The 25682-nt window shown below is 71.3% G+C and carries 19 protein-coding genes and 2 pseudogenes; 6 read left to right on the top strand and 15 right to left on the bottom strand.

Annotation, left to right across the window (positions count from 1 at the left end):
* Positions 1-54 precede the first annotated feature (54 nt).
* Positions 55-255: pseudogene (locus tag ABZ272_RS00105) on the top strand (DUF3159 domain-containing protein); the annotation flags it as partial.
* A gap of 285 nt (positions 256-540) precedes the next feature.
* Here ABZ272_RS00105 and ABZ272_RS00100 read toward each other — a convergent pair.
* On the bottom strand, positions 541-3438 hold the full coding sequence (locus ABZ272_RS00100; protein WP_355048233.1) for a glycoside hydrolase family 48 protein: 2898 nt from the start codon (positions 3436-3438) through the stop codon (positions 541-543).
* 851 nt (positions 3439-4289) lie between these two features.
* On the opposite strand from ABZ272_RS00100, the gene ABZ272_RS00095 reads away from it, so the two are divergent.
* Positions 4290-5633 carry a GH1 family beta-glucosidase gene (locus ABZ272_RS00095; RefSeq protein ID WP_355047653.1) on the top strand — a complete coding sequence of 448 codons (1344 nt, stop codon included), beginning with the start codon at positions 4290-4292 and terminating at the stop codon, positions 5631-5633.
* A gap of 77 nt (positions 5634-5710) precedes the next feature.
* Here ABZ272_RS00095 and ABZ272_RS00090 read toward each other — a convergent pair whose 3' ends face one another.
* From ABZ272_RS00090 to ABZ272_RS00080, 3 genes are all read right to left on the bottom strand, one after another.
* The gene (locus ABZ272_RS00090; RefSeq protein WP_197281421.1) at positions 5711-6124 is read right to left on the bottom strand and encodes a roadblock/LC7 domain-containing protein; all 414 of its coding nucleotides are present in this window, start codon (positions 6122-6124) and stop codon (positions 5711-5713) included.
* A 5-nt stretch (positions 6125-6129) separates the two neighbouring features.
* The gene (locus ABZ272_RS00085) at positions 6130-8676 is read right to left on the bottom strand and encodes a nitrate- and nitrite sensing domain-containing protein (protein WP_355047652.1); all 2547 of its coding nucleotides are present in this window, start codon (positions 8674-8676) and stop codon (positions 6130-6132) included.
* Positions 8677-8775: 99 nt separating this feature from the next.
* Positions 8776-10188, bottom strand: coding sequence for an FGGY family carbohydrate kinase (locus tag ABZ272_RS00080; protein WP_355047651.1), 1413 nt, complete (start codon positions 10186-10188; stop codon positions 8776-8778).
* Between the two features lie 262 nt (positions 10189-10450).
* Between ABZ272_RS00080 and ABZ272_RS00075 the strand changes: the two genes are divergently transcribed.
* Positions 10451-12364, top strand: coding sequence for an anthranilate synthase family protein (locus tag ABZ272_RS00075; RefSeq protein ID WP_355047650.1), 1914 nt, complete (start codon positions 10451-10453; stop codon positions 12362-12364).
* 97 nt (positions 12365-12461) lie between these two features.
* Here ABZ272_RS00075 and wrbA read toward each other — a convergent pair whose 3' ends face one another.
* The 4 genes from wrbA to ABZ272_RS00055 form a co-directional block, all read right to left on the bottom strand.
* Complete coding sequence (gene wrbA, locus ABZ272_RS00070) at positions 12462-13079, bottom strand: NAD(P)H:quinone oxidoreductase (protein ID WP_355047649.1); 618 nt, start codon at positions 13077-13079, stop codon at positions 12462-12464.
* 287 nt (positions 13080-13366) lie between these two features.
* Entirely contained in the window at positions 13367-13735 is a 369-nt protein-coding gene (locus ABZ272_RS00065; RefSeq protein WP_355047648.1) for a DUF3037 domain-containing protein, read from the bottom strand.
* Complete coding sequence (locus ABZ272_RS00060) at positions 13732-14490, bottom strand: HipA family kinase (protein ID WP_355047647.1); 759 nt, start codon at positions 14488-14490, stop codon at positions 13732-13734. Before ABZ272_RS00060 ends, ABZ272_RS00065 begins: the two co-directional genes overlap by 4 nt.
* 26 nt (positions 14491-14516) lie before the next feature.
* Positions 14517-15107 (bottom strand): TetR/AcrR family transcriptional regulator, encoded by a 591-nt coding sequence (locus ABZ272_RS00055; protein ID WP_355047646.1) that lies wholly within the window; start codon positions 15105-15107, stop codon positions 14517-14519.
* 130 nt (positions 15108-15237) lie between these two features.
* Between ABZ272_RS00055 and ABZ272_RS00050 the strand changes: the two genes are divergently transcribed.
* A complete protein-coding gene (locus tag ABZ272_RS00050) occupies positions 15238-16179 on the top strand; it encodes a chlorophyllase (RefSeq protein ID WP_355047645.1) in 942 nt (313 codons plus the stop codon).
* Between the two features lie 54 nt (positions 16180-16233).
* On the opposite strand, the gene ABZ272_RS00045 is transcribed toward ABZ272_RS00050, so the two are convergent.
* Complete coding sequence (locus ABZ272_RS00045) at positions 16234-16626, bottom strand: DUF4190 domain-containing protein (RefSeq protein WP_355047644.1); 393 nt, start codon at positions 16624-16626, stop codon at positions 16234-16236.
* Between the two features lie 124 nt (positions 16627-16750).
* On the opposite strand from ABZ272_RS00045, the gene ABZ272_RS00040 reads away from it, so the two are divergent.
* On the top strand, positions 16751-17857 hold the full coding sequence (locus ABZ272_RS00040; protein WP_355047643.1) for a winged helix DNA-binding domain-containing protein: 1107 nt from the start codon (positions 16751-16753) through the stop codon (positions 17855-17857).
* A gap of 39 nt (positions 17858-17896) precedes the next feature.
* Here ABZ272_RS00040 and ABZ272_RS00035 read toward each other — a convergent pair whose 3' ends face one another.
* Positions 17897-18442 carry a hypothetical protein gene (locus ABZ272_RS00035; protein ID WP_355047642.1) on the bottom strand — a complete coding sequence of 182 codons (546 nt, stop codon included), beginning with the start codon at positions 18440-18442 and terminating at the stop codon, positions 17897-17899.
* Between the two features lie 237 nt (positions 18443-18679).
* Here ABZ272_RS00035 and ABZ272_RS00030 point away from each other — a divergent pair.
* A pseudogene (locus ABZ272_RS00030) lies at positions 18680-18782 on the top strand (IS481 family transposase); the annotation flags it as partial.
* On the opposite strand, the gene malQ reads toward ABZ272_RS00030, so the two are convergent.
* From malQ to ABZ272_RS00005, 5 genes are all read right to left on the bottom strand, one after another.
* Positions 18779-20842 carry a 4-alpha-glucanotransferase gene (malQ, locus tag ABZ272_RS00025; RefSeq protein WP_355047641.1) on the bottom strand — a complete coding sequence of 688 codons (2064 nt, stop codon included), beginning with the start codon at positions 20840-20842 and terminating at the stop codon, positions 18779-18781. The pseudogene ABZ272_RS00030 and the gene malQ sit on opposite strands and share 4 nt — an antisense overlap.
* Positions 20843-21022: 180 nt before the next feature.
* Positions 21023-22231 (bottom strand): sn-glycerol-3-phosphate ABC transporter ATP-binding protein UgpC, encoded by a 1209-nt coding sequence (ugpC, locus tag ABZ272_RS00020; protein ID WP_355047640.1) that lies wholly within the window; start codon positions 22229-22231, stop codon positions 21023-21025.
* Between the two features lie 10 nt (positions 22232-22241).
* Positions 22242-23078, bottom strand: coding sequence for a carbohydrate ABC transporter permease (locus tag ABZ272_RS00015; RefSeq protein ID WP_355047639.1), 837 nt, complete (start codon positions 23076-23078; stop codon positions 22242-22244).
* Position 23079: 1 nt separating this feature from the next.
* Positions 23080-24036, bottom strand: coding sequence for a sugar ABC transporter permease (locus tag ABZ272_RS00010; RefSeq protein WP_355047638.1), 957 nt, complete (start codon positions 24034-24036; stop codon positions 23080-23082).
* Positions 24033-25319, bottom strand: a complete 1287-nt coding sequence (locus ABZ272_RS00005) for an ABC transporter substrate-binding protein (RefSeq protein ID WP_355047637.1) — start codon at positions 25317-25319, stop codon at positions 24033-24035. Before ABZ272_RS00005 ends, ABZ272_RS00010 begins: the two co-directional genes overlap by 4 nt.
* Positions 25320-25682: the final 363 nt, after the last annotated feature.

The raw sequence follows: 25682 nt of genomic DNA, 5'->3' as shown, positions 1-25682 counted from the left end.
GTCTGTCGGTGGCCCACCGGCTGGTGGCGGTTAGGTTGTGGCGGGGGTGAGGAGGTGGCGGTGTTCGTCCCGCTCTACCTGAGTGGACAGGTGCTCGCGCTCGTGGTGGCCCGGGTCGCGTTGACCTGGCCGCTGGTCGCGGCGGCGCTGGCCGTGAGCTGGGTGGTGCTGCGCCGATCGCTGCCACCGGAACACCCGGGGTTGCGTCACCCGGTCCCCGCGCTGCCGGACGCCGCACCGCGATTCCGGGCATAAAAAGTGGAGAGGCCGCCACGGGGGGAGCGGCCTCTCCGGTGACGTACGTTACTCCGTCAACGTCCTTGGTGTGATCCCGTGACAGCCGGAATTTCTGGGCTTTTTCGCGGCAGTCTTCAGTCCGGGCGGTGGGGTGGGCCGGTCGACCCGCTGCGTTGACCAGATGACCGGCCCACCCCGGCCTGACCGTGGGTGTCAGGCCGTCCGCCGGCCGGGTCCCGTCGTTCCCCCGGACCCGGCCGAACCCCGGGGTGGGCGGGGCACTCCACCCACCCCGGGTTGCTCTCAGCCGTTCGGGAACAACGTCCCGTAGTCGGCGTACGCCATGGCCACATCGGCCTGCGCCCAGAAGCGGTGGTAGTTGAACGTGGGCTCCGGGCCACCGTTCAGGTACGCCTGCACCTTCGGCCAGTCCGGGTCGTTCTTGTAGAACGACCGGATGTCCAGGAAGCTCTTCCCGGCGGCGATGGTGTCGCCGTTGGGCATCTTCCCGGTCCAGCCCGGCGGGACGTAGAGGCCCTGACCGCTGGAGGCGTCGTAGACGTCGTCGAAGCGCTTGTAGTCGCCACGCGTCTCGGTGGTGGAGACACCCTTCGAGTCACTGGCGGCGTCCAGCGCGTCGAGCAGACCCTTGGCGGTGGTCTTCGCCGCCGCGTTGCCCGACTTGGCCGCGTACGCGATCAGGATCCGGGCGTAGGAGGCGGCGACGCCGACGTCCTGGCCCTTGCTGATCACCTCGACGTGCAGGTTGGTGTTGGGCTGCGGGCTGCTCGGGTTCCAGGTGGTCGGCTGGCCGGTCCACTTCATGTCCGACGGGATCGACCAGTTGGTGCCGACCGTGGTGTTGGCGATCGCCCACGGCACCCACTTGTCCAGCAGCGCCTTGGCCTTGGTGTTGCCGGTCTGCAGGTACAGCTCGGCGATCCGCTGCATCGACCACGCTTGCATACCGAACCACTGGTTCGACGGCGGGTCGTTGTAGACCGGGTCGACGTCGTAGAACATGCCGTAGAAGGTGCTCGTGCCCGACGGCGGCTGGGCGTAGCTGCCGTCCCAGCTGTTGGTCGCGCCGCCGGCGATGCCGCCCTCGGACGACTGGAGCCAGGTGTAGAACTCCAGCTGCCGGTCGAAGCTCTTGGTCCAGTCGGAGACCGCGGTCGACGACTGCGGCTTGAGCTCCGGCGTGTTGGTCAGCGCCCAGGCCGCGAACGGGTTCTGGTAGCCGAAGTGGTTGTGGCTGGAGCCGATCCGCCAGGACCAGTTCTGGCTGGTGTCGTACGCGCCACCCCAGGCGTAGTACCAGGACAGCAGGTAGTGCGCCGAGTCCCGGCCGCTGCCGGCGGGGCAGGTGCTGGCCCCGACGCAGTTGCCGATCTTCTTGAAGTACTTGTCGAACATCGCGTACCGCAGGTAGTCACCCATCTTGGCGGCCTTGGCCACGGTGGCGGCGACGTCGGCCTGCTTGCCCTGCGCCTTGGCCCAGGTCAGCGCCCAGTAGGCGGCCTGCACCGCACGGGCGTCGGCGTCCGGGGCGTTGGTGTACTTCCACTGCTTGGCGGGAGCGCCGGTGTCCTTGACGAACAGGTCGAGGTAGCCGTACTGACCGCCGTGCTTGAAGGTGTCACAGGACGGCTGCGGGATGGTCTCCCACACCGACTCCTGGGTGCCCCGCTGGAAGGTGTTGATGTACGCCGGCTTGGTGGTGCCGTCGCCGCAGCGGCCGAAGCCGTACGCGTTGTCGACGTCCATTAGCCAGTGCATGCCGTAGATGTCGCCGGTGCCGTAGGTGGACTGCAGCTCCGAGCGCAGCGGGTCCTGCCCGACCGAGATGTTCGGGTTCAGGGCCGACGGGTACTGGCTGGGCAGGTTGTACTCCGCGGCGTACTGCGGGGTGCCGGCCGAGGCCGCGGTGGGCTGGTCGGCGTGCGACGGGATGATGTACTTCTCCATCACCGTCCAGGCGTTGTTGAACGGGGCCCAGTTCTGGGTGACGCGGCCGTACTGGGCCTCCAGCCAGATCCAGAAGCTGAACGCCTCCGAGGTGGTCTCGTGGCCGTGGTCGGGCGCCTCGACGATCAGCGTCTCGACCGAGTGGTACGGCACGCCCTCGGGGCTGAAGTAGCCCGAGTTCTTGATCTTGCCGTACTGGTCGAGGAACTTCTTGATGTAGGCGTTGTCGCCGCCGGGGGTGTCGTTGTCGATCTCGGTGGCGGCGACCGCCAGCGAGGCGAGACCGGTGGCGGCGGCGGTGATGGTGGCGCTACCGCCGACGGTGTCGGTGTCCTCGGCCGCGGCGACCGTGACGGTGACCCCGGTGTTCCAGTTGCTGGGGGTCAGCGTGACGGTGGTCGGCGAGACCGTGATGTCGCTGTCGCCCGAGGGGGTGAGGGTGACCGGCACGCTTGTCGTCGGCGCGGCGCTGAGCTTGAGGCTGAAGGTGGACGTGCCACCCTCGTTGACGCTCACCGCGGACGGCGTGGCGACCAGCGTCGGGCCGTTCGCGGCGCCAACGGTGAACGACTTCTCGGCGACCCCGATGCCGTTGGCGTTGTCGTACGCCTTGGCCTGCACGGTGTAGCTGCCGGCCGGCAGGTCCTCCTGGGTGTAGGAGTACGGCGCGGTGGTGTCGGTGTTGATGAGCAGGCCGTTGCGGTAGAACTCGACCTTGCTGATCGTCCCGTCCGGGTCACTGGCGGTCGCGGTCAGCGGCACGTCGGCGGGCGCGGTGAACGGCCCGGAGGGCAGGCTGAGCGTGACGGACGGCGGCTGGTTGGCCGGGGTGCCGTTGCAGGGGGTGCCGTTCAGGGTGAACGAGGTGGGCTTCGGGTTGCTGCCCGTGTGGGAGCCGTTGAAGCCGATGGTGGTGGAGGCCCCGGTGCCGAGGTTGCCGTTGTACGACTCGTTGGTCGCGGTGACCTCGCTGCCGGACTGGCTGTACCGGGCCGACCAGCCCTGCGTGACCCGCTGGCCGCTGTTCGGGAAGGTCCACTTGAGCGACCAGCTGCTGATCGGGTCGCCCAGGTTCTTGATGGTCACGTTGGCCGTGAAGCCGGTGTTCCAGTCGTTGGTCGCGTAGACCACGTCGCAGGCCGGTGCGGCCTGTGCGGCGCCAGCGGGCAGCGTCACCCCGCCGACGGCGAGCGCGGCGGCGGCGAGGATCGCCACTCGACGGCGTCGTGCCAGATGTCTCATGTGCGCGGTGTCTCCTCGGACCAGGCCGGGTAATTCCCGGCGAGGCGCCTGCCCGCAGGTGGTGGTGGTACGCGGGGGATTCGAGGCGCCCGGGAAGGTGGTAGCCCCGGGCCCGGCCGGGGTGCGGCGATGCGGCCCGCGCGGGAGGGGGTCCCGCCGGCTCGCTCGGGTGCCGTGACCGGAGGTGGTGCTCCGGCTGCCCTCGGCGGTCCCGCGCCCACGCGATCTGGCTCCTGTCGCGTTGAATCGACAGTCTGCCATGGAAGCGCTCCCACAACAAGCCGAGCGGGGCCGAGAACACCCACTTGTTTCGATCTCGTTTTGGGTCTTTCACAAAGGCGTGACGGGCGTTACAGTCGCAACATCGGTCGATGGGAGCGCTTCCATCGACAAAGGTTCCAACTGGAAGATCGCCGGGACCGTCCTCGTGGCGGACCCGGGGAACCATCCGAAGGCCGACGGCGGGCCAGCCCGGACGCCGCCGTCAGCCATCATCCCGCCACAGGGAGGGAGGTGGAACCAGAGCCACTCGCGTGGCCCGGCTCCCGCGCGACACGCACGGCAGGACCCAATTCCGCCCGTGTGTGTGCAGTTACGGTGGGGACGGGGGTTGCCCTCCCCCGTCCCCACACTAAACCCCCGTACACGATGGGAAAAGAGGCCGACGGGACAGGCGCGAAGCGCCGCCCGGTCGGCCTCGTTCGCTGTCCGGGGCCCTCAACCGCCTCGACCCGCCATCGTCGGCCGCCGTGACGGCCGGCTCACCGGGTCGAGCGCTTCTGGCCTATCCTGGGAGCGCTCCCGAATCTGGGCGGTGGGCCCCGTATCCATGAGGAGAATCCATGTCGATACCTACCGGGCCCGCCGGCCCGCTGCGCTTCCCCCGCCACTTCGGTTGGGGCGCGGCCACCTCCGCTTACCAGATCGAGGGCGCCACCAAGGAGGACGGCCGCGGCGAGTCGGTCTGGGACACCTTCAGCCGCGTCCCCGGTCGTACCCGCAACGGCGACACCGGCGACGTGGCCGCCGACCACTACCACCGGTACGCCGAAGACCTCGACCTGATGCGTGACCTGGGTCTGCGCAGCTACCGCTTCTCCATCTCCTGGCCCCGCATCCAGCCCGACGGCAGTGGAACGCCCAACCAGCGGGGGCTCGACTTCTACCGTCGTCTCCTCGACGGTCTGCACGAGCGCGGCATCGCCCCGATGGCGACCCTGTTCCACTGGGACCTGCCGCAGGCGTTGCAGGACGCCGGTGGCTGGGAGTCCCGCGACACCGCCCTGCGCTTCGCCGACTACGCCGACGCCGTCTTCAGCGCCCTCGGCGACCGGGTGCCGGTCTGGCTCACCATCAACGAGCCCAAGACCGTCGTACAGAACGGCTACCTCACGGGCCACCACGCGCCCGGTCGGCAGGACCCGGACGCCGCCTACCTCGTCGCCCACCACCTGCAGCTCGCGCACGGCCTCGCGGTACGCGCGCTACGGGCCTCGGACAGCACCGCCCGGATCGGCCCCGCGCTCAACCTGCACCCCTGCTACCCCACCGACGACTCCGCCGAGGCCGCCGCCGCGGCGCACCTCTACGACGGCTACGAGAACCGCCTCTACCTCGACTCGGTGCTCAAGGGCAGCTACCCGCAGGACGTCCTGGCCGACCTCGGCCCGCAGAGCCGGATGGTCCGGGGCATCCGCGACGGCGACCTGGCCGTGATCTCGTCACCGGTCGACCTGCTGGCCGTGCAGTACTACACGCCCATCTACGTCGCCGCCGACGGCCGCACCGAACACCGCTGGCCCACCTCCGAGGCCGGCTGGCAGCAGATCTACCCCGACGGGATGTACGACGTCCTGACCCGGGTCACCCGCGACTACGGCCCGATCCCGCTCACTGTGACCGAGAACGGTCTGCCCACCCCCGACACCCTGGCCGCGGACGACACCGTCGACGACAGTGGCCGGATCACCTTCCTGCGCGACCACCTGGCCGCCGCGCACCGCGCCATCGCCGACGGGGTGCCGCTGGAGAGCTTCCATGTCTGGTCGATGCTCGACAACTTCGAGTGGGACGAGGGATACGAGCAGCGTTGGGGCCTGGTCTACGTGGACTACGTGACCCAACGGCGCGTGCTCAAGCGCAGCGCCCACTGGTACCGCTCCGTCATCGCCGAGGGTGGCTTCTGAACCCCTCGCCCGGACGGCCGGGCCCGGACGGCTCGGCTCGGGTGAGCCGGTGACCGTCCGGGTCACGGCCGGAAGACTCAGCGGGGCAGCGCCTGCTGCAACTCCGCTCGCAGCGCCGGGGTGAGCATCTCCCCCGCCTGCTTCGCCAACCGCGCCATCTCGTAGCCCACCACGCCGATGTCGGCGTCCCCGGCCGCGAGCGTGGCCAGGATCGACCCGTCGCGCACCTGCATCACCAGGAAGTAGCCCCGACCCATCTCGACCACCGTCTGCTTGACGATGTCGCCGTCGAACATCTGCGCCGCGCCCGCCGTGATGCTCATGAGCCCGGACGTCACCGCGGCGAGCTTGTCCGCGTGGTCGCGGGGCAGGTGGTCGGAGATCGCCACCAGCAGCCCGTCGGAGGAGACCACCACCGCGTGCGCCACGCCCGGCACCCGCTCCGCGAACGCGCTCACCAGCCAGCTCAGGTCACGTGCCTCCTGGCTCAACGTCGTCACTGTCGTCGTCCTCCTTCGTCGTGCCCCCACGAGGGTGGCACCGGTATCTCGGTGGTGTCCTCGGCCTCGGCACGCCGTACCCCGCTGTAGAGCCGGGAAAGCATGCCGCCGACCGCGTCCGGGTCGAGGTCGGCGCGCGGCGGCGACGACTCCGGCTGGGCGGGGCGGGTGACCGCGGAGAGCTGCGCCATGGGTACGCGTACCGGAAGGCCCCGCTCGTTCGTGCCGGCCGTCACCGGAGTCGCGGGCGGCACGGGCTGGACCGGGGCCGCCGGCGCGGCCGGCCCCTGCCGGGACCACCAGCCACCGCCGTCGCCCGCGGACGCGGCGGCCGGAGCCAACACGTCCTCGGCGCGTACCGGCACGGGTCGGGTCTGGCGGGGCACGGCGGCGGCCGGCGGACGACCGGCCACCGGAAGGTCCAGCGGCGCGGTCGCTGTCCCGTGGACGCCGCCGGACGGGGGCACACCCGTCCCACGCTGCGCCGCGGCGCCCCGGGCCGCGTTCGACGCCAGCATCCGGGCGGGCGCGGGTGGATCCAACTCGACCGCGCCGCCGGGCGCCAGCAGGGTCGCCGGCAGCACGAGCCGCGCGACGAGGCCACTGTGGCGCCCTTCGAGCTGCACGCGCACACCGAGCCGGCTCGCCAGGTGACTGACCACGAACAGGCCCATCCGCTCGACCGCCGCGACGTCCGCGGCCGGCGGGCTGGCCAACACCGCGTTCGCCTCGGCGAGCGCGGACGGGCTCATGCCCAGACCGTCGTCGGCGATCTCGATGAGCGCGGTGGACGCCTCGACCCGGGCGGTCACCACGACGAACGTGTCCGGACGGGAGAACGCCGTGGCGTTCTCCAGCAGCTCGGCCAGCAGGTGCACCAGCTCGCCGACCGCGTGCCCGACCACGTTGACGGCGCCCATCGACTCAAGCCGTACCCGCTGGTACTGCTCGATCTCGGCGGCGGCCGCCAGCAGCACGGTGCCGAGGCCCACCGGACGGTTCCACCGGCGGGTGGAGTCGGTGCCGGCCAGCACCAGCAGGCTCTCGTCGTTACGGCGCATGCGGGCGGCCAGGTGGTCGAGCTTGAAGAGGTTCTCCAACTGGTCCGGGTCGCTCTCCTCACGCTCCAGGTCGTCGAGCAGCTCCAGTTGCCGCTCCACCAGCACCTGGCTGCGGCGCGCGAGGTTGACGAACATCGCGTTGACGTTGCGGCGCATCAGCGCCTGCTCGACGGCGACCGTCACGGCGCTGCGGTGCACCGCGACGAACGCCTCGGCCAGCTCACCGATCTCGTCGAGCGAGCGGACGACCGCCGGGGACACGTCGATGGTCGGCACGCCACCGGTGACGGTGCGCAGCCGGTCCAGCGCGTCGGGCAGCTCCACCTGCGCGATCCGCAGCGCCTGGCTGCGCAGCAGGCGCATCGACCGGGCGACCGAACGCCCGACCAGCAGAGAGATCAGCAGGGCGACCAGCAGCACCGCCACGACGCCGCCGACCACCAGCAGGGTGGTCCGGAGCTGGCCGCTGCTCGCGTCGTCGGCCTGGCGCACCGCGTCGTCGAGCACACTCGCCTCGACCTGCCGTAGCAGCTCCTGGCGTTGCTGGCTCGCCGACCACCACTGCTCCGAGGGCAGCACCTCCGGCGCCGCGTCGCCGACCGGCAGACTGCGCTCCTCCAGCCGGGTGGCGACCTGGAACCCCGGGTTCACCGAGGTCTCGTCGTACCGGCGGATCTGGTCGCTGGTGGCGGACACCCGGAACGCGCCGAGCGCGGTGAGCTGCTGGGCACGCAGGTCGGAGAGGATCACCCGGTCCTCGGTGCCGTACCGGCCGGCCCGGCCGGCACCGTAGAGCTGGGCCCGGACCCGGGAGGACAGCTCCTTGACCCGGGCGATCTGGACGTAGCGCAGCACCGCGTCGCTCAACCCCGGTCGGTCCTGGCCCGGTGTCGGCTCGGCGAGCAGGTCCAGCAGCGAGTCGACCGCCCGGTGGTAGTTGCTCAGGATGGTGTCGTTGCTGAGCACCGCCGGCGGGATGGCCGGTCGGATGTCGACGACCTGGTCGTACGCCTCGAGCACCTCGGAGTAGGCGACCCGCCAGGAGGCGTCGGCGTCGGCCAACGGCTCGGCCGCCCGCCGGAGGTCCTCGACGGCGCGGTCGGTGGCCGACTGCAACGGCCGCAGGGCGGTGGCCGCCGCCTCCCGGTCGCCACCGCGGCGCAGCTCGCCCAGCTCACCCGCCGAACGGTCCCGCTCCTGCTGGAGCTGGTCGACCACGGCGGTGATCTGCCGGCCGATGCCGACCTGCCGGGAGAAGTCGTTCAACGTGGCCGTCCGACCGACAAGCGCGCTGGTCTGCACGCCCGCCAACACCAGGAACGCCATCGACGGCACCAGCAGCACGGTGGCGAGCTTGGTGCTCATCCGCCAGTCCCGCAGCCGGAACGGCGAGCGGCGTCGATGCGGAACGACCCGGACGTCGAAGCGACGCCGACGGTGGTTCGACACCGCACCGATCGACGGGTCGGGACCTGCCGCCACCCTGCCTCCTCCGTCCTGCCGCGTCCACCGCGACCCGGGGAGCGGAGTCCATCCAACCAGGCTCGGTGGCGCTGTCAACGGCCCGGGCAGGGCGAAAGTTCAGGAAGGATACTGCGGGTGGGAACGTCCTGTCGTGGTCGGTGAGACCAGTTCGTCCGTCCGGCCGATGTCGGCGAGCGCCGCCGCCGCATCAAAGTGACCCAGGGCCACCAACGCCGCTCCGGTGGCACCGATCTCCGGGTTGCGTTGGTGCGACACCGGTCGCGGCGCGAGTGAGGCGGCGAACGCCTGCCGCCACCACACCGACGCGGCCACCGCGCCGCCGCCCAGCACCACCCCGACCGGCTTGTCGACTGTGGACTCCAGCACCGCGAGGTCCTCGGCGACCAGCCCACACAGCCCCTGCATGAGCCCGGCCAGGATGTCCACCGCCGTGGTGCTGAAACTCAGACCGCGCAGCTCGCCGGTGCCCGCCGGGGCCAACCCGGGCGCCCGGTCGCCACCGAACCGGGGATCGGCCGGCCGGCCACCACCCACCGGCACCAGCGCCAGCGCCGCGTCCAACTCGTCCCCCGGGGGCAGCCGCATTTCCCGGTTCGCCCAGGCGAACAGGTTGCCACCGCTGGAGTAGGCCGCCCCGGTCACCACGTGGTCGTGGTCGACCCGGTAGCGCCAGAGACGCTCGGGCAGCCGCGGCAGCGGCTCGCCGGCCGGGATGCGCTGCATGAGGCGTACCGCTGCGGAGGTGCCCACCGTGACCGCGGCCCGGCTCGGGTCGGCGCAGCCCGAGCCGACGTTGGACGCGCCACCGTCGCCCACCGGCGGTGCCCACCGGGCCTCGGCCAACTGCGGCCAGCGGCGGGCCCGGTCGGGGCGGAGCCGGCCGTGCCAGTCCAACTCGCCCAGCGGCGGCAGGTCGCGGGGCCGTGCGCCGGCCAGCGTCAGCGCCTCCTCGTCCCAGCGCAGGGTGACGAGGTCGAGCAGGCCCGTGCCGGAGGCCTGCGAGATCGACATGGGCGCCGTCTGGAGCAGCTCGCCCAGTACGTACTCCGGAAGGCCGACGAACCGGCTGATCGGCGTGCCCGACTGGTCCCGCAGCCAGGGCAGGCGCACCGGCCAGTAGGAGCGGTGCCACCAGCAGCCCGTGCGTTGGTGGAAGCCGGCCGGGTCGGCCGGGCCGGACGTGTCCCCGACCGGCGCGGGCCGGGTGTCCAACCAGGTGACGACCGGGCCCAGCGGGGTGCCGTCACGGTCGAGCGGGAGCACCGAGTGCCACTGCGCGGACGTCGCCACCATGCCCACGTCGTGCAGGTGTCCCGCCTCGGCCAGCTCGTCCAGGCACTCGACGAGGCTGGCGAGGTAGTCGGGGCCGGAGAGGGTGCCCGTGCCGTCGTCCCCGATGGCGAGTTTGACCTTGCGCCGGGCCAGGGCGCCGGGCAGCGGCCGGGTTTCCCCGTCCAGCACCAGCCCGCGTACGGAGGAGGTGCCCAGGTCGAGCGCGAGAATGTTCATCGCCGGTCAAGTTACCCGGTGCCGGCCGCGCCGGGACGATGGTCCGGCCCGGCACACCCGTACGCCCGATGGGGTCCCGAGTGAGGCCTCGACCGCGTAAGGTGATGCGCATGCTCGCGCACCCAACCTCCTGGTGGCCCGCCAACCCGGCGGCCACCCCCCGCGCGTAGCTCCATCCACGCGGCCGCCACCGAGGCGGCCGCCGGATCTCCGGCCCGGACGGCCGCCCCGCTGGCGGCGCCCGGCGCCCACGGAGACCACGATGACCAGCCAGAACCCCCTGACCGACCTGCTCGCCGCCATCTACCGGGGCGACGATCCCGGCCCCTTCGCGCTCCTGCGCCGCGAGGGCGCCGACGACCTGGAACTGTTCACCGGCCCGGTCGGCACCGTCGACCGGCTGGCGGACATCCCGCTGCCCCCGGGTGAGCCCGGGGCGCGGACCTTGGCCCTGGTGCCGTACCGGCAGATCGCCGAGCGCGGCTTCGCCTGCGTCGACGACGACGCCCCGCTGGAGTGTCTCCAGGTCCGCGCACACGGTCGGATCCCGCTGGCCGAGGCGCTCGCCGCGCTGCCCGACGAGCCGGTCCGTACCCGGGACGCCGCCTTCGACGTCAGCGACGAGGAGTACGCGCGGATCGTGCAGCAGGTGCTTACCGACGAGATCGGTCGCGGCGAGGGCGCCAACTTCGTCATCCACCGCACCCTGCACGCCACCGTGCTGGGTACGCCGCTGGTGGCCGCGCTGGCCGCGCTGCGCCGGCTGTTGGTCGCCGAACGCGGCGCCTACTGGACGTTCGTGGTGCACACCGGCGCCCGCACCATGGTCGGGGCCAGCCCGGAACGGCACGTCAGCGTCGACGACGGGCTCGTCATGATGAACCCGATCAGCGGCACCTTCCGGCCCACCGGCGGCATCCCGGACCGGGCGGCCCTGCTGCGGTTCCTCGCCGATCCGAAGGAGATCGAGGAGCTGTACATGGTGCTCGACGAGGAGCTGAAGATGATGGCGACCGTCGCCGAGCACGGCGGACAGGTCATCGGCCCCTATCTCAAGGAGATGTCGCACCTGGCCCACACCGAGTACCTGCTCGCCGGCCGGGGCACCCGCGACGTGCGGGAGGTGCTGCGGGAGACGATGTTCGCGCCCACCGTGACGGGCAGTCCGATGGAGAACGCGTGCCGGGTGATCGCCCGACACGAGCGCCGGGGTCGGGGCTACTACGCGGGCGTGCTGGCGCTGCTCGGCCACGACGACGCCGGCCGGCAGACGCTGGACGCGCCGATCCTGATCCGTACCGCCGAGATCTCCCCGTCCGGTCGGCTGCGGGTGCCGGTCGGCGCCACCCTGGTCCGGCACTCGACCGCGGCCGGCGAGGTGGCCGAGACCCACGCCAAGGCCGCCGGGGTGCTGGCCGCGCTGGGTCTCGGCCCGGCGGCGTCCACCGGCGAGCGCGGGCCGGTCGTGCGGCTGGCCGACGACCCGGAGGTACGCGACGCGCTGGCCGCGCGGAACACGCCGCTGGCCCGGTTCTGGTTGGACCAGCGGTCGCCCGACGCGCCCGGGCTGCCCGGGCTGGCCGGCCTGCGGGCCCTGATCGTGGACGCGGAGGACACCTTCACCGGCATGTTGGCGCACCAACTGGGCGCGTTGGGTCTCGCGGTCACGTTGCGCCCGTGGCACGCCGGCGGCCCGGTCGACGGGTACGACCTGGTGGTGGCCGGGCCCGGCCCGGGTGACCCGGGCAGCGCGGACGATCCGAAGATGGCGGCGTTGCGGGACCTGCTCGGCGAGTTGCTGGCATCCGGTCGGCCCACCCTCGCGGTCTGCCTGGGGCACCAGGTGCTGGCCGGGCTGCTGGGGCTGCCCCTGCACCGCAGGGACGCGCCCTACCAGGGGCTGCAACGGGAGGTCACGCTGTTCGGCCGGTCCCGCCGGGTCGGCTTCTACTCCTCGTTCACCGCCCGCGCCCAGGTGGACCGGCTGGACACCGCGTACGGGACCGTGGAGCTGGCCCGGGACGTCCGCGACGGGTCCGTGCACGCCCTGCGCGGGCAGGGCTTCGCCGGGGTGCAGTTCCACCCGGAGTCGGTGCTCAGCCCGGACGGACTGACCGTGCTGACCGAGGTGTTGACGGACCTGCTGCCGGCGTCGCGCCCGGTCGGCCAGGGTTAGCTCCCGGCCACGGCATGGTTACCGTCGCCGCGGGGTAGGGCTGGTGCGGCCGGTGGCGCGAACGGGTCGAGAGCCCCCGTCCGCGCCACCGGTCGACTCAGCCGCCCAGGCCCTGCTTGAGCGCCGTGCCGATCAGCACCGCCCGGCGGGCGGTGAGGGCGCAGGCGCCCAGCGCCACCGCGTCCGGGGCGATCTCCCCGTTGTTGCTGGTGTGCGAGGCGCCGTACGGGTTGCCGGCGATGAACTGGCTGGAGTCGGTGTAGCCGGGAGGGACCACCACACCACCCCAGTGGTAGAAGACGTTGAAGAGCGACGTCAGTGTCGTCTCCTGACCACCGTGCGACGTCGCCGTGGAGGTGAAGGCCGCGTAGACCTTGTTGGCCAGCGCGCCCTGCGCCCACAGCGGGCCGGTGGTGTCGATGAACTGCTTCAACTGCGCGGCGATCATGCCGTACCGGGTGGGCGAGCCGAAGATCGTCACGTCGGCCCAGGCCAGGTCGTCGATCATCGCCTCGGGAACGTCCTGGGTCTCCAGATGGTGCGCCTGCCAACCGGAGTTCGAGCGGATCGCCTCGTCCGGCGCGAGCTCCCGTACCTTGCGCAGGCGCACCTCCGCGCCGGCCTCCCCGGCGGCCTCACACGCGGCCTGCGCCATCTGGTAGGTGATGCCGGTGGCGCTGTAGTAGATCACCGCCACCTTCGTCTGGGCAGCCATCAGAGTTGTCCCCTTCTCGTCTCGGGTCAGCTCCCGCGACTACCCCGGCGGTGCGGAGACAAACGACGGAAGGCGGTGTTCCGGTCGTCCGGGCTCAAGTTTTCCGCAAGTTCCCGGACGTTCCGAACCGGTCGCCCGCGCGGACGGCGATCCTGATGCCATCCGGTGCCGGCGAGCGAACCTGCCGCCCCCTGGCACCGGCGCCTGAACGGGGGATCGCGCTCCGCCGGCAACGGCGCTGGCGCAGCGCGATCAGGGGTCCACCGTCGTCGAACGTCCCCGCCAGCTCAGTGGACCAGCATCGTCATCAGCCGGTCCAGCTCGGCCGCCGGGTCGACGGTGAGGCCGGTGTGTACCGGACCGGCCTGGATCATCGTGCTGCGCGGCGCGACCAGCCAGTGGAAGCGCTCACCGAGCCGCATGCGGGTGGCCGGCCCGTCGCCGGAGCAGGTCCGGTCCAGCGACTCCAGCACCGCGGCGACGGCCGGCAGATCGACGTCGGGCGCCAGGGCGCGCGCCCGGTCGGCGTCCAGGTGCGTCCGCGCGGCCAGGAAGTCACGCTGCTGGCAGTAGAGCAGCACACCCACGTTGATCTGTTCTCCGCGCTCGACGCGGGGCACGAGCCGGATGACCGCGTACTCGAAGGGGTGCCTCACGCCGCGCTCCCCGTCGGTAGCCAGTCCGCCGGGTCGGCGACCCGCCGCGACAGGTGCGACACGTACGCCTCCCGCGCCTCGTCGGCCGAGCCGAAGTCGGCCGTGGTCAGCCACTGGGCTGGCACCAGCGCCAACACCTCCCGCAGGAGGTCGGGGGTGACCCGGGCGGCCAGCTCGTCGTTGGCCTCGGCGACCCGGTCGGCGTACGGCGCGAGCACGTGGTCCTCGGCCCGGTAGGCGCGGTGTACGGCGGCGTCGGCGCGGGGCCAGTTGTGGTGGAAGTACAGCGCGGCGCCGTGGTCGATCAGCCACAGCTCGCGGTGCCAGATGAGCAGGTTGGGGTTCCGCCAGCTCCGGTCGACGTTCTCCACGTACGCGTCGAACGACAGCACCCGGGAGGCCAGCAGCGGATCGACGGGATGCGCCACCGGGTCGAAGCCGAGCGCGCCCGGCAGGAAGTCCATCCCCAGGTTGGCGCCGCCGCTGTTGCGCAGCAGCTCCTGTACCTCCTGGTCGGGCTCGGCCCGCCCGATCACCGGGTCGATGTCGAGGACCACCAGCGGTGGCACCCGCAGGTCCAGCCGGCGGGCCAGCTCGCCGCAGATCACCTCGGCGACGAGCGCCTTGGGCCCCTGCCCGGCCCCGGTGAACTTCGCGACGTACGTGCCGAGGTCGTCGGCCTCGACGAGGCCCGGCAGTGAGCCACCCTCGCGCAGTGGGGTGACGTAGCGGATCGCGGTGACCTGGCGGAGCACGCCGCCCACCCTACTGTGATCTCCGGTCACCGGGGTTGCCGCAGGCCGCGCAGCAGCAGGTCGACGAGACGGCGGGGGTCGTAGTCCGGGTCGTTGTCGCGACTGACGCAGAGGTTGCCGATGCCGCGCATCAGTTCGTACGGGCGCGTGCCGGGGGTGATCTCGCCCGCGTCGACGGAGGCGTCGAGCAGTTGCCCGCAGACCGGCACGAGACGGTCGAGAAACCAGGCGTGCAGCGTGTCGAAGCCGCCGGCGTCCGACTGCAGGGCGCCGGCCAGGCCGTGCTTCGTGACCAGGAAATCGGTGAAGAGGTCGACCCACTGGCGGAGGGCCGCAAGGGGGGAGGCGGCGTTCGCCAGCAGGGTCGGGCCCGCTTCGGCACAGGCCTCGACCTGGTGGCGGTAGACGGCGACGACGAGGTCCGCCCGGGTCGGGAAGTGCCGGTAGATCGTCCCGATGCCGACCCCCGCGCGGGCCGCGATCTCCCGGATCGGCGCTTCGACGCCGGAGGTGACGAAGACCGCGGCGGCGGCCGCGAGGAGCGTCTGCTGGTTGCGTACGGCGTCGGCTCGTCGGCCACGGGCCGGCACTTCGGGGGTCTGGCTCGTCGCCGACACGGTTCTCCTCCACACGCCGCTTGAGAAACGGATCAGCGTTCCGTATATTAGTGGAACGGCGATCCGCTTCAACTGTAGCGGAGGCGGGGACACCCCTGCCGTGCCACGTCCGTCCCAGGGGAAGGCAACCATGACCACATCGACCCTCGTCGCCGACACCCCGATCGTGTCCGTCGGCCCGATCGTGCTCCCGGCACCCGACCGGGCCGTGGATTTGCGGCTTCGCGTCTCCGCACCGATGACCGGCACCGAACTGCCGATCATCCTGCTCTCGCACGGCCACGGGCTCTCCAACAACCTCTCGTCACTCAACGGCTACGGGCCCCTCGCCAACCACTGGGCGGCACAGGGCTTCGTCGTGATCCAGCCGACCCACCTGGACTCGAGGACCCTGAGCCTCGATCCCAGCGACCCCGAGGCGCCGCTCTACTGGCGGTCCCGCGCCCGGGACATGACACGAATCCTCGACCAACTCGACGCGGTCGAGGCCGCCGTGGGACAGCTTCGCGGGCGTCTGGACCGGAGCCGGGTCGCCGTGGCCGGGCACTCGATGGGCGGACACACCGCCAGCCTGCTGCTGGGCGCCCGGCCCACCGATCCCCACGACGGGAGGCCTGTCGACCTGTCCGAGCCACGGATCGGAGCGGGGGTGCTCCTCGCCGCGCCCGGCCGGGGCGGAGACGCGCTCACCGAGGTCGCGAAGGGCTACGGCTTCTTCGAGACCACGGACTTCTCCGCGATGACGACGCCCGCGCTCGTCGTGGCCGGCGACCGGGACACCTCCGAGCACCTGACGGTGCGGGGCGCGCAGTGGCACGCCGACCCGTACGTCCTGTCCCCCGCCCCCAAGTCGCTCCTGACCCTCTTCGAGGCGGAGCACGGTCTCGGCGGGATCTCCGGCTACGACGCCGCCGAGACCACCGACGAGGACCCGCGACGGGTCGCGGCGGTCGCGGCGCTCACCGGGGCGTACCTGCGCAGCACGCTCTACCCGGGAGATCCCGCGTGGCAGTCCACCCGCGCGGCGCTCACCTCGGGGGTCGACGCGGTCGGGCGGGTCGAGTCCAAATAGGCCGGGGTGGGGGCCAGCGGCATGCCCTGGCCCCCCAGCCACCCGGGCCCGGTGTCAGTCGAGCTTGTCCCGTAGGTCGTCGACCTGGTTCTGAAGGCGGTCCACCGCGCCCTTGTTGTTGACGAACGTGGTAATGCCCGCGGCGAGGCCCAGGCCGATCAGGACCGCCAGGATGCTCAGCACCAGGCCGCCGATGGACACGCCCCGGCCGGTCACGCCCGGCCGGCGGGCCATCTTGAGCCCGACGATGCCGAGGACGATGCCGATGATGCCGAGCACCAGCCCGACCCAGGCGAGGATGGCTGTCAACACGCTGAACAGGCCGGCCACACCGAAGACCAGAGCGAAGGTGGCGGCCGCGCTGGTCTTGGCGCCGGTGGACGCCCGATGGGCCCGAGAATCGGCCGGTACGCCGGCACCACGGGCCGGTTGGCTTGCGGCAGTCATGGGACTCCCTTCCGTACGCGCGGCGCGCGTACTTCCGGCCGGCCGCATTCCCACCGGCGCGGCGGTTAACCGTGCGTGTCGGTCCTCGGGCCTAGGCTGCGGCGTGGCGACCGGAAGGGGTGCGATGACTGCCGACCTCAGCGCGGCCGAAGCGCTGGCACTGCGGATGACCAGCCTGCTGCTGCGCCCGCCCGTCGGGCCGGGCACCGTCGCCGAGGTGGTCGAGTGGTTCGGGGCGATGCAGGCTCAGGACCTGGCGAGCGGGCTGTGGTCGCTCGGCGCCCGGCTGCCGGGGTGGACGGTGACCGACGTGCAGGCCGCGCTGGAACGCCGCGAAGCGCTACGCACCTGGCCGATGCGGGGCACCGTGCACCTCATCCCGCCCGCCGACACCCGCTGGATGTTGGAGCTGACCGGCGTACGTGCGCTGGCAGGCTCGGCGACCCGGCGCGCACAGCTCGGGCTGACCGAGGCCGACGAGGCGCGGGCGCTCGACGTACTCGGCGTCGCGTTGGCCGGTGGCGGCCGGCTCACCCGCGCGCAGTGTCTCGCCACCCTGCGCGAGGCGGGGCTCGGCACCGACGGCCAGCGCGGCTACCACCTGCTCTGGTACGCGAGCGTGCGCGGCGTGACCTGCGTGGCGCCCACCATCGGCACCGAGCAGACGTTCGCCCTGCTCGACGAGTGGGCGCCGGAGCAACGCCGCCCGGAGCGGGACGAGGCGCTGGCGCTGCTCGCCCACCGCTACGTCCGGGGCCACGGGCCGGTCACCGACCGCGAGTTCGCCGGGTGGAGCGGCCTCACCCTGACCGACGCGCGGCGCGGCCTGACCGCCGCCGCCGACCTGCTGAGCACGGTACGCGTCGACGGCGAGCCGATGTACGTGGACGCGGCGCTGGCCGACACCCCGCGCGCGCCGGCGGCCGAGGTGCTCGCGTTGCCGGGCTTCGACGAGTACCTCCTCGGCTACCGGGATCGCACGCTGATGCTCGACCCCGCGCACCGGGCGGCCGTGGTGCCGGGCAACAACGGCATCTTCCAGGCGACCGTGGTTTGCGCCGGTCGCGTGGTGGGCGTGTGGAAGCGCAAGGTCGGGCGGGAGGCGGTCACCCTCACCGTACGACCGCTGGTGCCGATGACCGACGACGACCGCGCCGACGTCGAGCGGGCCCTGACGCGGTACGCCGACTTCCTCGAACTGGCACCCCGCTTCGACTGGGCGGCCGCCTAGGTTCTGTCCTGCGCCCCCGGCACCGGTGGCTGCACAGGTCTAAAGAACGAGCCTCATGGCCGGCGAGGCCGAAGCTGAAGTAGGGGGACCTGCGGTGCCTTTCCAGAACCACCCCTGATTAGTGGGAGCGGTTGCCGAATTGTATAGAGACACCTTGTGGGTGAAGTCCGTGACCAGGAGACCGTAGGTGTTGGCGCTCCAGACCCAGCTGTACTCGGACGATGCCTCCCACCGGAACTCGACCTTGGATCCATCGCAGGAACCGCTGATTACCCGATAGAAGTCCTGTTGCTTCAGGCAGCGTCCGGTTGCCTCGTTCTGCAGCATGAAGGTGCCCGGGTAGGCATCGAGCTTCTGCTGTCGCCACCTCTGCGGCCCATCGCAGCCGGTAAAGGTGTAGACGCTGGTGCTGAAGTCGGTGGCCAGGCAATGCTTGGTTGCATAGTTGAACAGGTATCTCCACGACGTGTAGGTGTCGGCACTAGCCGGTGCGGCGGACGAGACGACCAGGCTGCCAGCCGCTGCGATGGTAGCCAGCAGTCCAGCAGCAATACGTCGTAGTCGAGGCTTCATTGCAAATCGCATGCCACTCGCTCCCTTGGCTCATCCCCACGGACGAATTTCATGATCGCCGCCGAGGCGAGTGATTGGTTGACGCCTGGTGCCAGGCTGTTGGCGATCCGTGCCGAGTTGTCGGATGCATTGTCCCGAGATGCAGCGCTGCTGGGGTGAGCCCGGACTGTTCCGGCAGGTCAGCCATGCTGGCGGCGCAGGTCACAGCCGCACGCTGGGCCTTGCGGGACCACGAGACACGCGCACGTGCCCAGATGGCTGCACGCCTACAACAATCACCGCAGCCACCACCGCACTCGGCGGCAAACCACCCGCCACCCGCGTCCCCAACCTGTCCGGACAGAACACCTAGTCCGTGGCGGCCGGGCCGGGCTCGGGGGTCGTACGCCGGGGACGGGCGGTGGTGAGCAGGTCGACGATCCGGGTCACGCCGGGGTCCGTGCGGATCTGCGCCACGCTGGCTGGCAACGGCAGCCGCCAGTTCGGGTACTCGTCGACCGTGCCCGGCATGTTGGGTTGGCGCACCTCCCCCAGCACGTCGTAGAGGGACACGCCGAGCAGTCGTGACGGGCTGGCCGCGAGCGCGGCGTGCATCGCCACCACCACGTCGCCGTCGTCCGGCGGGCCGCCGGCCTTCGTCGCAGCGTCCGGCCGGCCGGTGGCCTTGCCTGCGGCGTCCGGCGGGCCGCCGGCCTCGGTTGCGGCGTCCCGCGACCTGGGCAGCAGCGCCTCGTTGCGCAGCATCGCCAGCAGCCGCTCGCGGTCGGCGGCGGCCCGGGCGCGTTCGACGGCCACATCGGTGCTGAGCAGCTTCAACTCGTCGCGCACCCGCACGTGCTCGCCGGTCAGGAATCCCGGAGCGGTCGGCAGGTCGTGGGTGCTGATCGTGGCGAGAGCATTGCGGGGCCAACGGGCCGGCGGGGTGAACGCGCCGTCGTCGTCCCGGGCGAACCACAGCACCGTCGAGCCGAGCATGTTGCGCCCGCTCAGCCCACGCGTCACCGCCGGCTGGACCGTGCCGAGGTCCTCGCCGACGACCACCGCGCCGGCCCGGTGCGCCTCCAGCGCCAGGATGCCGAGCATCGCCTCGGCGTCGTACCGCACGTAGGTGCCCTCGGCGGCCCCGGCGCCCGGAGGCACCCACCAGAGTCGCCAGAGCCCGGCGACGTGGTCGACCCGCAGGCCGCCCGCGTGCCGCAGGGTCCGCCGCAGCATGTCCCGGTACGCCGCGTACCCGGTCTCGGCGAGCCGGTCCGGTCGCCACGCGGCGAGGCCCCAGTCCTGGCCGAGTTGGTTGAAGTCGTCCGGGGGCGCGCCGACCCGTACCCCCTGGGCCAGGACGTCGGCGAGCTGCCAGCCGTCCGCGCCGCCCGGGTCGATGCCGACGGCCAGGTCGTGCACCACGCCGACCGGCATGCCGGTCGACCGGGCCGCCGCCGTCACGGCGTCGAGCTGCTCGTCACAGAGGTGTTGCAGCCAGGCGTGGAACGCCACCCGGTCGGCGAGTTGGCGACGCTGCTCGGCGACCGCCGGGGAGTCCGGCTGGTGCAGCTCGGCCGGCCACGCCCGCCAGTCGTTGCCGTGCCGCTCGGCCAGCGCGCACCAGGTGGCGAAGCTGGTCAGCGCCGGGTCCGCGTCGAGGTCCACCGCCTCGGCGTACGGGTGCAGCAGCTCCAACGCGTGCCGCTTGGCGGTCCACACCTCGTCGTAGTCGATCAGGTCCCCGCGGTCGGGGCGTAGCGCGTCGACCACCGCACGGGTGGCCGGGTCCGCCGCCGCGTACGCCGTGGTGTCGCTGACGCGCAGGTAGAGCGGATTCACGAAGCGTCGGCTGGCCGGCGAGTACGGCGAGGCGGCCACCGGGTGCGCCGGTCCGACCGCGTGCAGCGGGTTGAGCAGCACCAGCCCGGCGCCCGTTCCGCCCGCCCATCCGGTGAAGTCGGCCAGGTCGCCGAGGTCGCCCATCCCCCAGGAACGCTCGGAGCTGAGCGCGTAGAGCTGGAGCATCCAGCCCCAGGTGCGGGGCGGCACGGGCAGCCGCCGGGGCACCACGACGAGGGTCACGTCCCGCCCGTCGCAGGCCAGCCGGTGCCAGCCCAGCGGCAGGTCGGCGGGCAGCTCCGCGTCGACCGTCCGGCGGCCAGCGTCCTCAAGGGACACCACGCCCGGGCCGGGCAGCGCGTGCGTCGCGCCCCCGGTAAGCACCAGGGTCGGCGGCAGCGCGGTCCGGTCCACCGCGCGGGCGGCAGCGAGCGCGTCGGCGATCGCGGCAGGGCTGGTGGCGTCCACGCCGAGCAGCCCGAGCACGCCGACGACGGTCTCGGAAGCGACGTCAACACGGCGGTGCCGCCAGTCCTCGTACCAGGTGGACACACCATGCGCGGCGGCCAACGCGACAAGTCCCCGATCCATCCCGCCCCCACCTCACGATGCGACCTCCGACCACCTTGCCACGACCGGGGTTGTCGCGCAGGACAGGTTGGTAGAGCAAGGGCCCGTCGATCATGAAGTTGTGGTGCCCGCTTTGATATTTTACGGGCGTTTTCTGGCCCGCCACAACTCCATGATCGACGAGGCAGTGCCGGTACGTCCTCAATCCGTGAGGGCGCTGGCTGAGCGTCCTTCGCTCAGGGTCAGGTTGCGGCCTGTGTTCGGGTCGAAGAGGTGGATCTTCTCCAGGTTGAACCAGGCTCGGCGGGGCTGGCCCTCGACGGCGCCGGACTCGGCGGACAGCCGGGTCACCAGGTTGCCGCCGGCACCGGCGAAGTCGCCCGCGCCCGCGTCCGCGGCCAGCTCCTCCAACTCGGCGGCGCTGGCCCGCTCACCCTCCACGGTGAAGTACACGTACTTGTCCGAGCCCATCGACTCGACGATCTCCACCGGGGCCTCGAACTCCAGACCCCGGCGGCGGGTCTCGTCGTCGACCAGTTCGGCGTCCTCGAAGTGCTCCGGCCGGATGCCGAGGATCAGTTCGCGGGGCGCGTCGGCCGCCTCCAGCTCTTGGCGCAACCGGTCGCCGAGCGGCACGTCGCCCAGGGCCGTACGCAGGCTGCCGTCCTGCACCGCCGCGTGCAGGAAGTTCATCGACGGCGAACCGATGAAGCCGGCCACGAAGAGGTTGCGGGGGTGGTCGTACAGCTCCTGTGGCGGCCCGACCTGCTGCACCGCACCCCCGCGCATGATCACCACGCGGTCGCCGAGGGTCATCGCCTCGGTCTGGTCGTGGGTGACGTAGACGGTGGTGGTGCCGAGCTGCTTCTGCAGGCGGGACACCACCGTGCGCATCTGCACCCGCAGCTTGGCGTCGAGGTTGGACAACGGCTCGTCCATCAGGAACGCCTTCGGCTGGCGGACGATCGCCCGACCCATCGCCACCCGCTGCCGCTGACCACCCGAGAGGTTCGCGGGTTTGCGGTCCAGCAGCGCGGTCAGCTCCAGCACCTTGGCGGCCTCGTCGACCTTGGAGTTGATCGTCTCCTTGTCCAGCTTGGCCAGCCGCAGCGGGAACGCCATGTTCTCCCGCACGGTCATGTTCGGGTACAGCGCATAAGACTGGAACACCATGGCGATGTCCCGGTCCCGGGGGGCCTTGTCGTTGACCCGCTGGCCGCCGATGCGCAGTTCGCCGGAGCTGATGTCCTCCAAGCCGGCGATCATGTTGAGGGTGGTGGACTTTCCGCAGCCGGAGGGCCCGACCAGGATCACGAACTCGCCGTCGGCGATCTCCAGGTCGACGTCCTGCACGGCGACGGTCCCGTCCGGGAAACTCTTGCTCACCTTGTCGAGCACGATGTCAGCCATGACTACCCACCTATCCCTTGACTGCGCCGGAGGTCAGGCCGGAGACGATGCGGCGCTGGAAGAAGAGGACGAACAGGATGATCGGTACGGTGATCACCACGGCGGCGGCACAGATCGCCCCGGTGGGGTCCTCGAACTGTGACGCGCCGGTGAAGAACGACAGCGCCGCCGGCACCGTGCGGGACCGCTCGGTGGAGGTCAGCGAGATGGCGAACAGGAAGTCGTTCCAGCAGAAGATGAAGACCAGGATCGCCGTGGTGAACAGGCCGGGCGCGGCCAGCGGGGCGATCACCCGCCGGAACGCCTGTGCCTGCGTGGCGCCGTCCATCTTCGCCGCCTTCTCCAGGTCCCACGGGATCTGCTTGAAGAACGCCGACAGCGTGTAGATCGCCAGCGGCAGCGCGAAGGTGATGTACGGCAGGATCAGGCCGGGCCAGGTGTCGAAGATCCCGAGCTGCCGTTCGATCTCGAACAGCGGCGACACCAGTGACACCTGCGGGAACATCGCGATCAGCAGGGAGATGCCGACCAGCAGCTTCTTGCCCGGGAAGTCCAGGCGGCTGATGGCGTACGCGGCCATCGCACCGAGGACCACCGCGATCAGCGTGGCGATCAGTGCGATGCCGATCGAGTTGACAAGTGCTCGCACGAACTGGTCGGTGTCGAAGATCGTCCGGTAGTTGTCAAGCGTCCACTCACGGGGGATGAACTTCCCGTCGGTGAGGGTGGCCGGCGTCTTGAACGACAGCGAGGCGATCCACAGCACCGGGACCAGTGCGAAGACGACCACGAGGACGTCCAGCAGGCCCCACCGCAGCTTCGCGCGCGTGGTGGTTTCCGCAGCCATGTCAGCGCCTCTCCCCATCGTCGCTACCGGGGGCAGCGGTACCGAACAGCTTCACGAAGACGAAGGCGATGATCGCCACGGTGAGGAAGACCAGCACCGACATCGTCGAGCCGATGCCGAGGTTGAGACCCCGCAGCAGGTTGTTGTAGGCGAGCATCGACACCGACGAGGTCTCGTTGCCGCCGGCCGTCAACACGAAGATGTTGTCGAACACGCGGAACGCGTCCAGGGTGCGGAACAGCAACGCGACCAGGATCGCCGGCTTCATCACCGGCAGCATCACCTTGGTGAACTTCTGCCAGGAGGTCGCCCCGTCGGTGGAGGCGGCCTTGAGCAGGTCCTCCGGGACCAGCGCCAGCCCGGCCATCAGCAGCAGCGCCATGAACGGCGTGGTCTTCCAGATCTCCGCCAGCATGATGATCGCCAGCGAGCTGGCTCGCTCGGTGAGCGGAGCGCCGTCGCTGAACAGGTCGGCCAGGTAGCCGGTGCCGGGGGTCCAGGCGTACCGCCAGGAGAAGGCGGCGACGACCGTGACGATGCCGTACGGGATGAGCGCCGCGGTACGGACGACGCCCCGCCCGACGAGCGTACGGTGCATGATCAGCGCCAGCCCCATGCCGAGCACCAGCTCGACGGCCACGGTGACCACAGTGATCAGCGCGGTCACCCCGAACGCCGTCCACCAGAACTCATTGGTGAGCACGGTGACGTAGTTCTCCAACCCGACGAACTCACGCTGGTCGGGAAAGCGCAGGTCGTAGCGCTGCAACGACAGCCAGAACGAGTAGATGATCGGGTACGCGGTCACCAGGACCATGACCAGCGCGGCGGGCGCGCAGAGCAGCCAACCGAGCCGGCGTTCGGCCTTCTTGTTCTCGCTCAGCGGCGCCTTGCGGCGACCTCCGCGCTGCGCGGGCACGGTGGGTGTCGTGCTCTTCTCAACGGTGTCCGCGCTCATGGCAGCACCCCCTTCGATTCCAGGGCGTCGGCGATGGCGTCGCGCAGCTCGTCGGCGGTCTGCTGCGGGCGGATCCCGGACGGCGGCGACAGGATCGCCGACATGACGGTGGAGATGCTCTGGTAGGCCGGGGTCAGGGGGCGGGTCGCCGGGTCCTTCAGCTCTTCCAGGATGGTGTCCTTCATCGGGTACGCCTCGGCCATCTCCGGCTCGTCGAAGACGGCCTCGATGGTCGGGGGCACGCCGTCGTTGATCGCGGAGAACTTCTGGTGCTCCGCGCTGCGCAGGCACCGCGCGGCCTCGAACGACAGTTCCGGGTGCTTCGAGTACGAGCTGACGGCCAGGTTCACCCCGCCGATGGTGACCTTGCTGGCGGTGCCCTCGTCGATGCCCGGCACGCGGGCCCAGCCGACCTGCTTGGCCAGCTCCGGGTTGGCCTCTTGAAGGGCCGGGTAGACGAACGGCCAGTTCACCTGGAACGCGCCCGACCCGGACTGGAACTCCAGCCGGACCGGGTCCTCGGTGGCGTTGCTGAACGACGGTGAGGTGACGCCCGACGTGGCGAACCGCTGCAACTGTTCCAGCGCCCGGACCGTGCCGTCGTCCATCACGGCCTTCTTGCCGTCGTCGGAGAGGACTTTGCCGCCCGCGCTCTCGGCGAGGGTGTTGTAGAGGACGACCAAGCCCTCGTACTGCGCGCCCATGGTGAGCACCTGGTACGGCTTGCCCTGGTCCTTGAGCTGCCGGGCCGCGGTGATCATCTGGTCCCAGGTGGTCGGCGGCTGCGGCACCAGGTCCTTGCGGTACCAGAGGAGCTGCACGTTGGTGTTCTTCGGCGCGGCGTAGAGCTTGTCCTCGTAGCGGGCGGTCGCCAGCGGCCCGGCGAGGGTGCCCTGCTCGACCTCGGCCTTGTCCTGGCCGGTCCACTCGCGGATCCAGTCGGCGCTGGCGAACTCCTGGGTCCAGGTGACGTCCAGGCCGAGGATGTCCATGCCGGTGTCCTCGGCGGCGAGCCGGCGCACCATCTGCACCCGCTGGTCGTCGGCCTGCCGGGGCAGCACCCGGTAGGCGATCTCGTACCGTCCCTGCGCCTGTGTGTTGCAGTCGTCGACGACCTTCTGCAGGTTCTGCTCGGGCGGGTAGTACAGGTTGAGCGTCGGTGGGCCACCGTCGTCGGATGCGCCGCACGCGGCGAGCGGCGCGACCAGCGCCAGCGCGGCGGCAGCCGCCCCGACCCGGGCAACGGGCCGGCGTCGGTGTCGGGCCGTTTCGGGGTCCGTCATCGCCTTCCCCCTCTCGTGCACAAGGGACCGGGGAGGGCATCCGTGCCCCGGCGCACGGTGAGCTGTCTCCGAGCCCAGGAGCTGCTAAAACGTCCCGCTCGGATACTCCGTGCGGCTACACTGCCCCACTCACCACGCCGCGAAACCTGCCGGCAACACGGCGCGTCAAGCTCCCACCCCAACCGACCCCCAACCCCAACCCCGCCCCCCTCTCAGCCCTGTTGATCAAGAGGTTTGCGTCAGGAAAGGCGTCTTTCCTGACGCAAACCTCTTGATCAACAGGGGGGCGCCCAGCAGCACAGACCACAACCCCCCCCCCGACCAGCGCGCGGCGCGGGCGGCCCGGCCGGGGGGCCGGGCGCG

This window comes from Micromonospora sp. NPDC005979 (assembly GCF_040614415.1).
Taxonomy (GTDB): Bacteria; Actinomycetota; Actinomycetes; order Mycobacteriales; family Micromonosporaceae; genus Micromonospora.
The sequence above is the reverse complement of the archived record's forward strand: the minus strand, read 5'-3'. Positions and strand labels throughout refer to the sequence as shown.